This is a genomic window from Stenotrophomonas sp. PS02301 (assembly GCF_029959485.1).
GTDB classification, from domain to species: Bacteria; Pseudomonadota; Gammaproteobacteria; order Xanthomonadales; family Xanthomonadaceae; genus Stenotrophomonas; species Stenotrophomonas maltophilia_Z.
Genome location: NZ_JASCOO010000033.1, coordinates 1 through 15,205 on the forward strand (window position 1 = coordinate 1; position 15,205 = coordinate 15,205).

Annotated in this window: 10 protein-coding genes and 2 tRNA genes; 11 read left to right on the forward strand and 1 reads right to left on the reverse strand. The window is 65.5% G+C overall.

The window, feature by feature from the left end:
* Positions 1-305: 305 nt before the first annotated feature.
* The 8 genes from ppnN to QMX81_RS10255 all read left to right on the forward strand — a co-directional run bounded on the left by ppnN (position 306) and on the right by QMX81_RS10255 (position 9,679).
* Positions 306-1,694, forward strand: coding sequence for a nucleotide 5'-monophosphate nucleosidase PpnN (gene ppnN, locus QMX81_RS10220; protein ID WP_121042205.1), 1,389 nt, complete (start codon positions 306-308; stop codon positions 1,692-1,694).
* 161 nt (positions 1,695-1,855) lie between these two features.
* On the forward strand, positions 1,856-2,371 hold the full coding sequence (locus QMX81_RS10225) for a Tfp pilus assembly protein FimT/FimU (protein ID WP_121042207.1): 516 nt from the start codon (positions 1,856-1,858) through the stop codon (positions 2,369-2,371).
* Entirely contained in the window at positions 2,368-2,832 is a 465-nt protein-coding gene (gene pilV, locus QMX81_RS10230) for a type IV pilus modification protein PilV (protein WP_121041670.1), read from the forward strand. The genes QMX81_RS10225 and pilV overlap by 4 nt, the downstream gene beginning before the upstream one ends.
* 8 nt (positions 2,833-2,840) lie before the next feature.
* Positions 2,841-4,022, forward strand: a complete 1,182-nt coding sequence (locus QMX81_RS10235; RefSeq protein WP_259462170.1) for a PilW family protein — start codon at positions 2,841-2,843, stop codon at positions 4,020-4,022.
* Between the two features lie 7 nt (positions 4,023-4,029).
* Positions 4,030-4,512, forward strand: coding sequence for a PilX N-terminal domain-containing pilus assembly protein (locus tag QMX81_RS10240; RefSeq protein WP_121041674.1), 483 nt, complete (start codon positions 4,030-4,032; stop codon positions 4,510-4,512).
* Complete coding sequence (locus QMX81_RS10245) at positions 4,509-9,092, forward strand: PilC/PilY family type IV pilus protein (RefSeq protein ID WP_282261161.1); 4,584 nt, start codon at positions 4,509-4,511, stop codon at positions 9,090-9,092. Before QMX81_RS10240 ends, QMX81_RS10245 begins: the two co-directional genes overlap by 4 nt.
* Before the next feature lie 23 nt (positions 9,093-9,115).
* Positions 9,116-9,532, forward strand: coding sequence for a type IV pilin protein (locus QMX81_RS10250; protein ID WP_183073773.1), 417 nt, complete (start codon positions 9,116-9,118; stop codon positions 9,530-9,532).
* Between the two features lie 70 nt (positions 9,533-9,602).
* A tRNA-Asn gene (locus tag QMX81_RS10255) sits at positions 9,603-9,679 on the forward strand.
* A gap of 69 nt (positions 9,680-9,748) precedes the next feature.
* Here the strand turns inward: QMX81_RS10255 and QMX81_RS10260 are convergent.
* Entirely contained in the window at positions 9,749-10,273 is a 525-nt protein-coding gene (locus QMX81_RS10260; protein WP_152151469.1) for a GspH/FimT family pseudopilin, read from the reverse strand.
* A 155-nt stretch (positions 10,274-10,428) separates the two neighbouring features.
* Between QMX81_RS10260 and uvrB the strand changes: the two genes are divergently transcribed.
* The 3 genes from uvrB to QMX81_RS10275 all read left to right on the forward strand — a co-directional run bounded on the left by uvrB (position 10,429) and on the right by QMX81_RS10275 (position 15,202).
* On the forward strand, positions 10,429-12,459 hold the full coding sequence (gene uvrB / locus QMX81_RS10265) for an excinuclease ABC subunit UvrB (protein ID WP_121041682.1): 2,031 nt from the start codon (positions 10,429-10,431) through the stop codon (positions 12,457-12,459).
* 107 nt (positions 12,460-12,566) lie between these two features.
* A tRNA-Val gene (locus QMX81_RS10270) sits at positions 12,567-12,641 on the forward strand.
* 221 nt (positions 12,642-12,862) lie between these two features.
* On the forward strand, positions 12,863-15,202 hold the full coding sequence (locus QMX81_RS10275) for a DNA internalization-related competence protein ComEC/Rec2 (protein WP_336619086.1): 2,340 nt from the start codon (positions 12,863-12,865) through the stop codon (positions 15,200-15,202).
* The last annotated feature ends 3 nt before the right edge of the window (positions 15,203-15,205 follow it).

Genomic DNA, 15,205 nt, shown 5'->3' on the forward strand with positions numbered 1-15,205 from the left:
CCGCTCACCCTGAAGAACAAGTTCTGATCCGCCAGCACCTGATGCAGAAAATGGACGCGGCCGGGGAAACCCGGCCGCTTTCTTTTTGGGGCCGGCGTTGCCGTTGTTCTGTCGCCTCGGCGCCCTTGCCAGAACGGCACCGTGGATGTATCTTCAATGGGTTGCGCGGAAATCAGCGCAATTGCGACGGCCCAGTGCCCCTGTCGCGGTCAGGACACATCCAACGGTCGGGTTTCCCGGCCGTTTTGCTTTTTAAGGGGGCAGCGGTACAGTCGGTAACCTTGAGGAAAGCGAAAAAGATGGACATGACGATCAACGAAAAGCCGGCGCGGACGCTGCCGGTGCAGGACGCGCGGATCTACCCGCGCGGTGGGCTGGATGTGCTGTCGCGCGCGGAAGTGGCGCGCCTGCGCGATGCCTCCGGTGGTGGCATGCACGAGCTGCTGCGCCGCTGCGCGCTGGCCGTGCTGACCAGCGGCAGTGCCTCGGACGATCCGCGCGCGGCGCGCGATCTGTATCCCGATTTCGATATCCAGGTGGCCCAGCAGGACCGCGGCGTGCGCATCGATCTGGTCAATGCACCGGCGATGGCGTTCGTGGATGGTGAGATCATCCGCGGCGTGGCCGAGCTGCTGTTCGCGGTGGTCCGCGATCTGGCCTACATGGCCATCGAGATGGGCCCGGCGTACGCGGCGGAGCTGGAATCTTCGGAAGGCATCACCAACGCGGTGTTCGGGCTGCTGCGCAACGCGCGCATCCTCAACCCGGGCGACCCGAACCTGGTGGTCTGCTGGGGCGGCCATTCGATCGGCCGCGATGAGTATCTGTACACCAAACAGGTCGGCTACGAGCTGGGCCTGCGCGGGCTGGACATCTGCACCGGCTGCGGCCCGGGCGCGATGAAGGGCCCGATGAAGGGCGCCACCATCGCCCATGCCAAGCAGCGCAAGACCACCACGCGTTACATCGGCCTGACCGAGCCGGGCATCATCGCCGCCGAGTCGCCGAACCCGATCGTGAACCACCTGGTGATCATGCCGGACATCGAGAAGCGTCTCGAAGCGTTCGTGCGTATCGGCCACGGCATCATCGTGTTCGCCGGCGGTGTCGGAACCGCGGAGGAGATCCTGTATCTGCTGGGCATCCTGCTGCGCGACGAGAACAAGGACCTGCCATTCCCGCTGATCCTGACCGGCCCGACCGTCGCCGCGCCATACTTCGAGCAGATCGACCGCTTCATCCGCCTCACCCTGGGTGAGGAAGCTGCCAGCCGCTACGAAATCATCATCGGCGACCCGGTCAACGTGGCCCGCAAGATGGCCCAGGGCATCAAGCGCGTGCGCGAGCACCGCCTGGCGCAGAAGGACTCGTTCTTCTTCAACTGGTCGATCGAGATTCCGTGGGAATACCAACAGCCGTTCGTGCCGACCCACGAGGCGATGGCCGCGCTGGACCTGCATCACGGCCGTCCGCCGCATGCCCTGGCGGCCGACCTGCGTCGCGCGTTCTCCGGCATCGTGGCCGGCAACGTGAAGGAAGACGGCATGCGCCGCATCGAGCAGTTCGGTCCGTTCGAGATCCATGGCGATGCGGACATGATGCAGGCCCTGGATGAGCTGCTGCGCGCCTTCGTCGAACAGCGCCGCATGAAGATCTCGGGCGAGTACCAGCCCTGCTACAAGGTCATGGCCTGAGGCCCTGACCGGGCCGGCGGCGGGCAGGGGCCGGCCGTCGGTCTGGATCTGCGTCAACTGATTGACGCCTGTCGCCTCCGGGCGACCGTTCGTCCTGCCGCCTCTTGCTGATCGGCGGCGGGACGTTCATCTTCTGTGTCATCAACGCTGGGGAGCGTTTCATGTCTTTGCGCCGGTCCAACGGCTTCACACTGATCGAGTTGATGGTCACCATCGCGGTGCTTGCCATCCTGGCAGTGATTGCGTTTCCGAGCTTCCAGGGCGTGCTGCGCTCGAACCGGGCGGCCACCACCACCAACGAGCTGATCGCTTCATTGGCGCTGGCGCGCAGCGAAGCGCTGAAGAACACCCGGGGGGCGGGGGTATGCGCCTCATCCGATGGCACCAGCTGCAACGGTGATACCTGGGGCGACGGCTGGATGGTCTGGTCCGATGCCGACGGCAGCGGCAGTTTCGATTCCGGGGAACCGGTGCTGCGGTACTCGGCTGGCTCGACCAAGATGCTGGGCAGCGAGAACAACCTGACGTTGGCCTTTGACGGCCGGGGTCGAAATCGCGCTGCATCGGCGCTGGACATCACCCTCAAGCCCGATGAGTGCGGGGACCTGCCGCTGCAGCGCACGCTGCGGCTGTCGGCGGTGGGGCAGGTACGTGTGGAACGGGAGAGCTGCAAGTGACGGCAAGACATCTTGGCGCGCGGCGCGCAGGGCAGGGCGGCTTCACCATGATCGAGGTGCTGATCGCGATCGTGGTGATGAGCATCGGCCTGCTTGGTTTCGCGCTGCTGCAGACGATGAACGTGCGGTTCGTGCAAAGCGCGAATTTCCGCACCCAGGCGACCAACCTCAGCTACGAGCTGCTGGACCAGATCCGGATCAACCGCGTCGCCGCGACGAACTACGTAGGCACCTACGCGGCCACCACCAAGGCCGCCGATTGCAAATCGCCGATCGGCGCCAAGATCACCAAGGATCAGTACATGACGGACTGGCGCTGCCGGCTGGGCAAGGCCCTGGGCGATGAAGCCAGTGCCAAGGTGACCCGCAGCGGCGATGAAGTGACGGTCAGCGTGAGCTGGGGCGACGAGCGCTGGCTGGATGCCGCAGACACCACCTTTGCGGCGAGGACCCAGCTGTGATGCGCGCCATGTCGTCCCGAGAACGCGTACGCGGTCTTTCGCTGATCGAGTTGATGATCGCCATGGTCATCGGCCTGGTCCTGCTGTTGGGCCTGATGCAGGTGTTCGCCGCTTCGCGCACGGCCTCGCGCCTCTCGGAAGGGTTGGCGCGCGTGCAGGAGAATGGCCGTTTCGCGATGGACTTCCTGCAGCGTGATCTGCGCATGGCCGGCCACTTCGGTTGCGTCAACGACCAGAGTCACAACGTGCAGAGCCCTGGCTCGATGCATACGACGTTCGATGCCGGCGGCCACCCGGCGCTGGATTTCATGCAGTCCATCCAGGGCTTCGAGGCCGCCGATACCAAGCCCGGCGACCCGTTGACCCTCAGTGCCACACCGTCGACCGGCGGCATCGAGTACACCCCGGCGCTGCCGACGGAATACGCCGCAGCGCTGACCAATCGGGTGGACGGCAGCGACATCGTCGCGCTCCGGTTTCTGGTGCCCGATGGTGTCCCGGTCACCGTGGTGGGGGGCACGGACGACAAGCCCGTGTTCAATTTCGACAGCAGCCGTTGGGCTGTTCTCCAAAGTGGTGTGGAAGCGCCGGGCCTGTTCGGTGTCGCCGACTGCCTGACCGCCACCATGTTCCAGGCAAGCGCGGTGAGTGGGTCTGCCGGTACCGTGACGTTCGAGTCCGCGCCGAACAACACCGGCAGCTTCACCAGCCTCTATACGCCGGGCCAGGCCATGCTGTACCGCGCGGAGAGCGTGGTCTATTACATCGGCTACGACGCCACCACCAAGCAGAGTTCGCTCTATCGCGTGCGGTTTTCGGCCAAACCCGGTGAAGCCCTGGTCGCGGGTACGCCGGAAGCATTGGTGGAGGGGGTCCGCAACATGCAGCTGCTGTATGGGCAGGATCGCTCGCTCAGCGCCGCCTCGCCGCCCACCGGCTACATCGATCGGCAGGGAACCGCTGCCGACGTGGATGCCTCGATCACGCCGGCCGCCGATGCGTGGCGCCGGGTCGGGTCAGTGCAGCTGGGCCTGGTGCTGGAAAGCCCGGATCCGTCAGCCGCAGCGCAGGCCAACGCGGATGCGGCGTTGACAGCCATGGGCGTCACCTTCACCGCGCCGACGGACGGTCGTTTCCGGACGGTCTATCAAACCACGATCGCCGTACGTAATCGCCTTTATGGCAATTGAGGCTTCCATGGCATCGCGTCCAAAACCCTTTGTCGCACCGCGCCGCCAGAACGGTGCCGTGCTGTATGTCGCCCTCATCATATTGATCCTGCTTGCCCTTCTCGGCGTAGCAGGCATGCAGGTGACCGGCATGCAGGAGCGCATGGCGGCCAACTACCTGCGCACCAACCTGGCCTTCCAGAATGCCGAGGCTGATGCACGCACGCTGGAGAACACCATCGATACCGACCTGGCAGCCGGCGGAACCTACACGGCAAAGCAGGAAGAGTGCAGCCCGATCTTCGATCCCCTGACCTGGGCCGACGGGACCTCTGATGCCAAGGCGAGCTATACCCGGCGCCTGGACAAGTGCTTCGCAGCCTCCAGTGCGCGCGTGGGTGAGCGTCAGAACGAAGAGACCGGCAACATCTACCAGATCACTGCACTGGCCAGTGACGAACCGACCAATCCCTCGGCCAGTGCGGTCGTCGACACGATCTATATCCCATGACCTCTGATCGCTTCCATTTCAGCAAGCGCACGATCAACTGGCTGCGCATTGGCTTCCTTGTCATCGCGGTGGGCTTCCTGCTCAGTCGCGTCGTGCCGCTGCGCGCCGCGCTGGGCGACTACGACATCGCGCAGGAGCCGCTGTATACCAAGCAGAGCCAGCCGCCGCTGATGATGATGGTGATGTCGCGCGATGAGCAGCTGTTCAACAAGGCCTACAGCGATTACAGCGATCTGGACGGTGACAAGATCATCGATACCACGTACCAGGACAAGTTCCCGTACGAAGGCTATTTCGATTCAAAACTCTGCTACAGCTACACCAGCAATCACTTCAAGGCATCAGGTCCGGCGACCGGCACCAACGGGCACAGCTGTGGTGGCACGGGCTGGTCGGGCAACTTCCTCAACTGGGTGACCATGAGCCGGCTGGACGTGATGCGCTACGTCCTCTACGGCGGCCAACGCTCCACCGATGATGCGGCCAAGACGGTCCTGGAGCGCGCGCAGATTCCCAGCGACCTGCATGCCTGGGTCAAGGTATATGCCGGCGCCGATATCAACAGCTTCACGCCATTGACCTCGACCACATCCTTCTGCAACGCAAGCATCAGTGCCAACGGCGCGCCGTTGATGCGGGTGGCCGGTGGCAACTGGTCCGAGTGGGCGTCCACGGCTTCGTATCAGTGTGGCGTCAACCGTACCGGCGAGGGTGGAGCGGATACGCCCAAGGCGACGACCGACTACGACGTCCGGGTGGAAGTTTGTGACCCCGCCAATGATGCGCATCGCGAGAGCTTCTGCCGCAAGTACAACGATGGCACCAAGGATCACTATAAGCCCAGCGGCCTGCTGCAGGCCTACGGTGAAAGCGGGCGCTTGCGTTTCGGCCTGGTGAGCGGCACCTATTCCCACCCGCGCGATGGCGGGGTCCTGCGCAGGAACATCGGCAAGATCGCCGGCAACGGCAGCAAGCTGTGTGATGCCGGCGATGAGATCAACCTGGCCACCGGGCAGTTCTGTCTGGCGCGCAACAGCGGGACGGAGGGCATCATCAACACGATGTCCAACTTCCGCATCGATCAGTGGAACTGGAGCAACAACTGGAACGACTGCAACGACTACAGCATCCTCAATCGCCAGGGTTTTGGTGATCGCGGCAACCTGCTGGACCCGGGCACGTCGGGTGACAAGGCCAAGAAGTGCAGTGCGTGGGGCAATCCGCTGGCCGAGATGTATGCCGAGGCACTGCGCTACGTCGGTGCCGGCACGAAGGTGTATGACGACACCGGCGATCTGTCCGGACTGCCCGTCGGTGTGGAGTGGAAAGATCCCTATCGGAGCCCTGCGCAGGGCGGAAATTCGTACTGCGCGACCTGCAACATCCTGGTGATGTCCTCGGGTCTGCCGTCCTTTGACAGTGACAACGTCGGCTCGGTCCCGCATCTTGCCTCGGCGGAGTCCGCCACGGATGCGCTTGGCGCCGCTGAAGGCATCAATGGCAAGCGCTACCTGGCCGGGCGCGTCACCGCAACGCCGCGTTACGCATCGATCAATACGCACGAGGATATCTGCCAGGCGCTGGAGGTGAACCAGCTCAGCCTGGTCCGCGGTATCTGCCCGGACATTCCGTCCACCGAAGGCAGCTATCTGATCGCGGGCCTGGCCAAGGCGGCCGCCGAGACGGACCTGCGGCCGGGCCTGGCAGGAAAGCCGGGCGATTACAAGGTCACGGCGACCACGTATACGGTGGCCATGTCCGAGAACCTGCCCAAGTTCGACATCAGCGTCGCAGGCGGCACGATTTCGCTGTCTCCTCTTTGCCAGGCCAACAACGAGGGTGGCGCAGGTTTCAACAGCAATGGCTGGCGCAGTTGCTTCCTGGGCTCGGTGGGCATCGGGACCAAAGAGGCGGCGGTCGGGCCCAAACGCGTCTACGGGCGCCCGTACCGTGCCGACGGAAAGTCCGGCAGTTTCTCGCTGGTCTGGGAGGATTCGCTCTGGGGCAACGACCATGACAACGACGTTGTGACCATGATGAGTTACTGCGTCGGCGCAGCCTGTGGCGACAAGGCGGGCATCGCGGACATGTGCTGGCGTTCGCCGAACAATACCGTGTGCTCCAACGAACTGTTGAGTGCGACCATCGGCGAAGACGAGGTGCTGGTGCGCCTTGAGAATCTGTCGGCGTATGCAGGCAATGCGATGCTGACCGGCTATACCATCGTTGGCTCCAATGCGGCCAACAACGTGCAGCGTCTGCTGCTGCGTCCTGGCAACAGCAATGGCTCGGTGCTCAGCTCCACCGAGAACCCGCCGAATAACTGGACCAAGCCTTCGGTGGTGCGCTACAAGCTCAGCGGATCCCAGGCCAACCAGTTGCAGAGTCCGCTCTGGTACGCCGCCAAGTACGGTGTCCCGAGTGGCAAGTGGGACACCAAGGTGCCGGGCACGCCGGACAACTACTTCCTGGCACGTAACCCGGCCGCGCTCAAGGCTGCCCTGGAGGCGATCTTCGAGAGTGCAGCCGAGGGGGACGCGCCGGTGGCTGGCGGCGGGTCCGGTGCGCGTATCAATGCGGGCTCGTTCACGGTCTCGGCCAGTTACAAGGTCGCCTCCGGAACGAATGACTGGGTGGGGGATGTCGTTGCCAGCAAGGTGTCCGACACGGGAACCGATGACATCGAGCTGTGGCGCGCTTCGACCAAGATGAGTTCCAGTGGCCGCACCATCGTCATGGCAACCTCGCCGACCACGGTCAATGGGAGCGGGGCGCTGGTGCCGGTGGCGGCCGCACCGTTCGAAGCAAACGATGTCCCGGGTGCGGACCGCAAGGCCCAGTTGGCCAACATGGGCTTCAGCAGCTCGATTCCCGACTGGTTCGGCTCGCACAGCGTGGCCGATCTGGTGAACTACCTGAAAGGCTCGGCCATCAGCGGCTTCCGCTCGCGTGGCTCGATTCTTGGCGATATCGTCAACTCCACCACCGAGATCGTGTCCACGGCCGACAACTACGGCTATGGCGCGTGGGGCTCCACGCCCACCTGGAAAGCGACGCTGGCGACCCGGTACAACGACTACCTGACCGCGAAGAAGAGCCGGAGCACCATGGTGTATGTCGGCGCGAACGACGGCATGCTGCACGCCTTCGACGCCTCCACCGGCACAACGGCGGGTAATGAACTCTTCGCGTTCATTCCGTCCGCATCGCTGCAACACATGGCCGAGCTGGCCAATCCGACCTATTCGCATCGGTACTACGTGGATGGCGCGCTGACCTCGTCGGATGTCTATTACGGCGATGCCTGGCATACCGTGCTGGTCGGCTCCACCGGTGCCGGTGGCGCCACCCGCGCGCCCAATGCAGAGGCTGTCGGCAACGGCGCGGTGTTCGGCTTGAACATCAGCAATCCGGGGGCTTTCACCAAGGATGACGTGCTGTGGGAAGTCTCGGGCAAGACCGATTCGGACATGGGCTTCGCGCTGGGCAAGCCGGTGATTGTCCCGGTCTCCGGCAGTACGGCCGACAGCGCGCCGCGGTTCGTGGCGATCTTCGGCAACGGCGTGAATGCATCCAGTGGCAAGCCGGTGCTGTTCGTGGTGGATATCCAGACCGGGCAGGTGCTCAAGCGGCTGTCGCCCAGCGGCAGCGGCTATGCGCTGCGCAACGGCCTGATCAACGTCGCACCGGTGGCCGCCTACAACAACAACGGGATCGCCGACACCGTCTACGGCGGTGACATGCAGGGCAACCTGTGGAAGTTCGACCTCCGCGATCCAGATCCCAGCAAGTGGGCCGTGGCCTACAGTGGCGCGCCGCTGTTCACCGCCAGCCGCAACAGTGTCGCCCAGCCGATCATGGGGGGGCTGGAGGTCTCCAAGGCGGCCGGGCGTGGCTACAACATCGTGTTCGGCACCGGTCAGTACTTCACCAATGACGACAATTCCGTGAGTTCGTCTTCGCCGGTGCAATCGCTGTACGGCGTCTGGGACAACATGAGCTCGACGATTGGCGGGCGCGGTGACCTGATCTCGCAGCAGATCACCTCGCGTGCCGGAAGCGGGGGGTACTCGCTGCGGGATGTCAGCAGCAACGCCGTCAATTATGTGAGCCAGCGCGGCTGGTATACCGACCTGATCGTCGGCGACGTGGTGGCCGGTGAGCGCTTCGTTGGCTATCCGACCATCCAGGACCGCAAGGTGGTATTCACCACCTACGAGCCGGGGCAGGCAGTCTGCGGCGGCGGTGGCGGCACCAACTGGATGTACTCGCTTGATCTGCTCACCGGCGCTGGATCGATGACAGGCCTCAGTCTGGACATCGGGGGCGATTCGCTGTGCACAGGCAACTGCGGCGGCATCGCGCTGACCAAGGGCGGGGCCACCAATAGCGGCCCACCAGTGAAGGACAGCAACATCTTCGTGCCCAAGTTGACCCCGTGCGACCCGACCAAGGCCACCTGCACGGTGGATGAGTTGATCAAGGCCAACCAGTGCACCTTCGTGCTGCGTGCACCGGGTGCGGATCCGCTGTACATGCCGCGCCCCTGCGGACGCCAGTCCTGGCGGCAGGTGCGCTGATGACCTTCATGACGAGAGCCCCCATGCAGACCGCTTTGCGCCGCCGGGTCGCCGGTTTCACCCTGATCGAGCTGATGATTACGGTGGCCGTGGTGGCCATCCTTGCCACCATCGCCATGCCGGCCTACCAGGACTCCGTGCGGAAATCCCGGCGCGCCCAGGCCAAGGCCGATCTGGTGGAACTGGCCCAGAACCTGGAGCGTTACCACACGGTCCAGAACACGTACGCCACCGCCACGCTGCAGTTCACCCAGTCACCGCGCGATGGCACCGCACATTACACCCTGTCTTTCGACAAGGACCCGACGGCGAGTACGTTCGGTATCCAGGCCGTCCCGGTGGCCGGCGGAACCCAGGCGAAGGACAAGTGCGGCACGTTGGCGCTGGATCAGGCGGGGCGCAAGAAGCCCACTGAAAAGACCGTCTCCGGGTGCTGGTGACGCTGGCATATCGCGGGTTGTGTGGGAGTGCTTGCATCACACTGCCGATGCTGGCTAGAATGCGCACCCCGCCCGAATAGCTCAGCCGGTTAGAGCACTTGACTGTTAATCAGGGGGTCGTTGGTTCGAGTCCAACTTCGGGCGCCAGATCTGCAAAAGCCGCGAGCAATCGCGGCTTTTGCTTTTTGTGTTTCCGCGCGGCGGGCAACGCGTGCCTCAGCAGGCCACGGGACCACGCGGCCGCTCGCTGCGTATCCGGCCTGCAAGGCTGACCACCACCTTCCCTTGGGAGGCGCCGTCCAGGCAGAAGGTGACTGACTGATTGCTGCCATTCAGCCGCCCATCCGGCCGGAATTGGATGCGGGGCTTGGACTGACTCCCCCCGGCGCTCAGCCGCGAGCGGGCGTGCTGCTGCACCAGCAGGTGACCTGCGGAGGGAGCCTCGGCCGAGGAGGGCGTTGCGGGGGCATAGAGCACCCAGCCCCGGCTCCAGTTCCGGCCGCACGTCACGCCATCGTCAGTGGGGCAGACCGCGATCGGGCGCCGTTCGGTGATCGCCGTGTTGCGCGCGGTCGCCAACGCCGAGGCCAGCTGCATGCGCAGGCTGTCGGCCTGCAGGCGTTCCCGGGTCTGCTTGATGGCCGGCAGGGCCATGCCCGTGAGCACGGCCATGACCGCCATCGCGATCAGCGACTGGATCAGCGTCACGCCGGCGCAGGTGGCTGGGCGGGAGTGTTTCACGGTGACCGTCCAGGAGGGGGCAGGCAACCTTCACTCTGGCGGCCCGAAGGCCCCGCCGCCGCCGGTTCATGCCGCGTTTTGCTGTCGGCACTCCCCTCAACAGGCCGTCACCAACCCGGCCGTTATACTGAAGGCTTCCCGGCAGTGGCGGCACCATGAGCGATCGTTTCCAACTTGTATCCCCGTATTCGCCGGCGGGCGACCAACCGGCGGCCATCGAGAAACTGACCGCCAACTTCGAGGCGGGCATCGCCAAGCAGACCCTGCTCGGCGTCACCGGTTCCGGCAAGACCTACACGGTCGCCAATGTGATCCAGCGGGTGCAGAAACCCACGCTGGTGATGGCGCCGAACAAGACCCTGGCGGCGCAGTTGTACGGCGAGTTCAAGTCGTTCTTCCCGCACAACGCGGTCGAGTATTTCGTCAGCTACTACGACTATTACCAGCCGGAGGCTTACGTGCCCTCGTCGGACACCTTCATCGAGAAGGACAGTTCGATCAACGAGCACATCGAGCAGATGCGGCTGGCGGCGACCAAGACCCTGCTGTCGCGCCCGGATGCGATCGTGGTGGCGACGGTGTCGGCGATCTACGGCCTCGGCGCGCCCGAGGACTATCTGTCGATGCGCCTGATCCTCTCCACCGGTGAGCGGATCGACCAGCGCGACCTGATCAAGCACCTGACCCAGCTGCAGTACACCCGCAACGAGTTCGAGCTTCACCGCGGCACCTTCCGCGTGCGCGGCGAGGTGATCGATGTGTTCCCGGCCGAATCGGACAGCGAAGCGGTGCGCATCGAGTTGTTTGAAGGCGAGGTCGAGCAGATCAGCATGTTCGATCCGCTGACCGGCGAAAGCCTGCGCAAGATGATGCGCTACACGATCTATCCCAAGACCCACTACGCGACCACCCGCGAGCGCGTGCTGTCGGCGGTGGACACGATCAAGGCAGAGTTGAAGGTCCGCCTGGAACAGCTGTACGAACAGAACAAGCTGGTGGAAGCGCAGCGCCTGGCGCAGCGTACCCAGTTCGATCTGGAAATGATGGCCGAGGTCGGCTACTGCAACGGCATCGAGAACTACTCGCGGCATCTCACCGGCAAGAACGCCGGCGATCCGCCGCCGACGCTGTTCGATTACCTGCCGCCGGATGCGCTGCTGGTGATCGACGAATCGCACGTGACCATTCCTCAGATCGGCGCCATGTTCAAAGGCGACCGCTCGCGCAAGGAAACCCTGGTCGAGTTCGGTTTCCGCCTGCCGTCGGCACTGGACAACCGTCCGCTGCGTTTCGAAGAGTGGGAAGAGCGTTGCCCGCGCAGCATCTATGTCTCGGCCACGCCGGGGCCGTACGAGCTGCGCGAGACCGAAGGCGAGATCACCGAGCTGGTGGTGCGCCCGACCGGCCTGATCGATCCGGTGGTCGAAATCCGCCCGGTTGGCACCCAGGTCGATGACCTGATGTCCGAAGTCAACGAACGCATCAAGCTGGGCGACCGCGTGCTGGTCACCACGCTGACCAAGCGCATGGCCGAGAACCTGACCGAGTACCTGACCGAACACGGCATCCGCGTGCGTTACCTGCACTCGGATATCGATACTGTCGAGCGTGTGGAGATCATCCGCGATCTGCGCTTGGGCAAGTTCGATGTGCTGGTCGGCATCAACCTGCTGCGCGAAGGCCTGGACATGCCGGAAGTGTCGCTGGTGGCGATCCTGGATGCCGACAAGGAAGGGTTCCTGCGTTCGACCGGGTCGCTGATCCAGACCATCGGCCGCGCCGCGCGCAACCTGCGCGGCAAGGCGATCCTCTATGCGGACAAGATGACCCGCTCGATGCAGGCCGCGATCGACGAGACCGACCGCCGCCGCGCCAAGCAGGTCGAATACAACGAACTGCACGGCATCGTGCCCAAATCGGTGCTGCGTCCGATCACCGATGTGCTCGAAGGCGCGCGTTCGGAAGCGGCCGAGAAAGAGTCGCGCGGCAAGGGGAAGGGCAAAGGCAAGGGCGGGCGCGTGGCCGAAGAGTCCACCGATTACCGCACAATGGAGCCGGCTCAGATCGCCAAGCGCCTGCAGGCCCTGGAGCAGCAGATGTACCAGCACGCCCGCGATCTGGAGTTCGAAGATGCGGCGCGCGTACGCGATCAGATCCGCCAGTTGAAGGAGGCCAGTCTGGGCTGAACACCACGTTGTGAAATATCTTCACAAAAGTGTTGCGCTTTCCGGGGGGCGTCCGTAATATACGCGGCCTGCACCGACGCATTCGCAGCGGGGCAGGAAAGCAAAACGGGCGGTTAGCTCAGCGGTAGAGCACTACCTTGACATGGTAGGGGTCACAGGTTCGAACCCTGTACCGCCCACCACTTCAGTCCCGGAGACTGAAGTGGCACAACAGAAAAGCCAGCCCTCGGGTTGGCTTTTTTGCTATGTGCATTTCCTGACAACGCCCTGCATGCTGCACTGATACCCCGCACTGCGCCCGCGGTCGACACTCAGGGTTTCCTGGGTGCTGCACATGCGGCGAGTGCTACACACCGGCGGCATGGGGGCACACGCGTCTCTTCCCATTTTCGGCAAGGCGTGTGTGGTCGCTTTGCTGGCCGGCATCTGCGCGATCGTCTTCTCGCCCCGGCTGCTGCCGCTGGGGTGGGGCGTCGCCGCCGCAGTTGCCGGCATCCTGCTCTGGATCCTGCCCTCCCGCCTCCGCCTGCTCGGTGCTGCTCTTTCCGGTCTCGGCTGGGCCGCCATGCACGCTCACGCCGGGCTGGCGCAGCAGCTGCCCCCCGGTGGGCCGCCGGTGGACCATGCGCTGCACGGCCGCGTGATCAGTCTCCCCGACCACGGTCCCGGGGGCACCCGCTTCCGGTTCCGGGTCGATGATGATCCGGCGATGCCAAGCGAACTCCGCGGCCGGGACCTCGCCCTGGGCTGGTATGACGGATTCCGTGGTGCAGCCGATGATCGCCGGCGCACGCTCCGAGCCGGCGAACGCTGGTCGGTCACGGTCCGTGTCCGGGCGCCACGCGGGCGGGTAAACCCGGGCGGGTTCGACGCCGAGGGTTTTGCGTTGCGGCAACGGGTGGCTGGCAGCGGGTACGTGCGGGAACCTGCCCAGGCGCATCCGCTGGGTGAGCCAACCGGATTGCCCGCGTGGCGCGAGCGGATGGCCAGTGCGATCGCCAGGGCGGTCCAGGGCGATGGTCGTCGCTTCGTCCAGGCGCTGGCACTGGGCGATACCCGCGGCCTGAGCCAGGCCGACTGGGACGACCTGCGCGCGCTGGGGGTGACCCACCTGGTGGCGATCTCCGGCTTCCATGTCGGCGTGGTGGCCGGCGTCGCTGCTCTGTTGGCGGGCGGGGTCTGGCGGTGCCTGCCGATGCTCGGCCTGTACGTACCGCGTCCGATGGGGGCCGCGGCGGCGGCCGTCGCAGTCGCGGCGCTGTACGCCGCAGCGGCCGGTTTCGCGCTGCCGACGGTGCGCACGGTGCTGATGATCGCGGTGGTGGCCGCCGCGCGCTGCAGCCGGCGGCGGGCGACCGTGGCGCAGTCGCTCTCCCTGGCGGCGCTGGCCATGCTGCTGTTCGACCCGCTCGCCGTCCTTGCACCCGGCTTCTGGCTGAGCTTCGCCGGCGTGCTGTGGCTGATCTGGTGCCTGCCAGGGCGTGAGCAGGGCTGGTTGCGGGGGTTCCTGAGCGCGCAGGGCGTGGCGACCGTGGCGCTGCTGCCGTTGACCGTGGCGCTGTTCGGGCAGGCCTCGCGTGCGGGGCCGCTGGTGAACCTGGTGGCGATTCCCTGGTGGACGATGGTGGTCGTGCCGCTGGCCCTGCTGGGCACTGCATTGGAGGCGCTGATCGACGGCGCCGGACGCTGGCCGTGGCAGCTGGCCGCGTGGTGTTTCGAGGCGAGCTGGTGGCTGTTCGGGTATGCCGCGCGCAGCGAGCTGTCGCTGTGGTGGCTGCCGCAGTCCAACCGCTGGGCGCTGATCTCGGCCGTGTTCGGCGTGTTCTGGCTGCTGCTGCCGCGTGGCAGTGGTGGCCGGGTCCCCGCACTGCTGCTGTGCCTGCCGTTGCTGTGGCCGGCGCGGCATGGGCCGGCCGAGGGCGAGGTGGAACTGCTGGTGATGGACGTGGGGCAGGGCCTGGCCGTAGCAGTGCGCACGCGTCGGCACACGCTGCTGTACGACACCGGGCCGGGGGCCGAGGACGGCTTCGATGCCGGTGAGCGGATCGTGGTGCCGACCCTGCGTGCGCTGGGGCAGGGGCGGCTGGATCGGATCATGATCAGCCACGACCATCGCGACCACACCGGTGGCCTGCGCGGGGTGCGTCGCAGCTTTCCCGGCGCGACGCTGCAGGCGCCGCCCGGCGCCCTGCGCGGCCGCGCATCGGCCTGCCATGCCGGGCAATCCTGGCAGTGGGATGGCGTGACGTTCCGGGTGCTGCATCCCCCGCGTGACGAACCGCAGCCGACCAACGACAGCAGCTGCGTGCTGCGGCTGGAAACCAGCCGGGGGGCGATTCTGCTGGCCGGGGACATCGAGAAGCGCAGCGAGGCCCTGCTGGTCCAGCACGCAGGCGCGCTGCTGGCGGCCCAGGCAGTAGTGGTTCCGCACCATGGCAGTGCCAGTTCGTCCACGCCGGCCTGGGTGGCGGCCGTCGCGCCGCGGCTGGCGATCGTCTCGACCGGTCACCGCAACCGGTTTGGCCATCCGCGTGCCGAGGTGGTGGAGCGCTGGCAGGCCGTGGGCGCCGAGGTGCTCAACACCTCCGAGAGCGGCGCGGTGCGGGTCTGGCTCGGGCGTGACGGCCTGCAGGTGCGTGAACAACGGGTTTTCGAGCGGCGTTGGTGGGATGCCGCGGAGCGGAGCCGGCCGGCTGCTATCCTATCGGCGATCAAACAGGCGGCCGCTGGGCCGGAGGATTGAAAC

Coding starts and splice junctions, on each gene's coding strand:
- QMX81_RS10235 (WP_259462170.1), top strand. CDS start 2,841: ATGTCGTCCCGAGAACGCGTACGCGGTCTTTCGCTGATCGAGTTGATG.
- QMX81_RS10245 (WP_282261161.1), top strand. CDS start 4,509: ATGACCTCTGATCGCTTCCATTTCAGCAAGCGCACGATCAACTGGCTG.
- ppnN (WP_121042205.1), top strand. CDS start 306: ATGACGATCAACGAAAAGCCGGCGCGGACGCTGCCGGTGCAGGACGCG.
- QMX81_RS10240 (WP_121041674.1), top strand. CDS start 4,030: ATGGCATCGCGTCCAAAACCCTTTGTCGCACCGCGCCGCCAGAACGGT.
- uvrB (WP_121041682.1), top strand. CDS start 10,429: ATGAGCGATCGTTTCCAACTTGTATCCCCGTATTCGCCGGCGGGCGAC.
- QMX81_RS10225 (WP_121042207.1), top strand. CDS start 1,856: ATGTCTTTGCGCCGGTCCAACGGCTTCACACTGATCGAGTTGATGGTC.
- QMX81_RS10250 (WP_183073773.1), top strand. CDS start 9,116: ATGCAGACCGCTTTGCGCCGCCGGGTCGCCGGTTTCACCCTGATCGAG.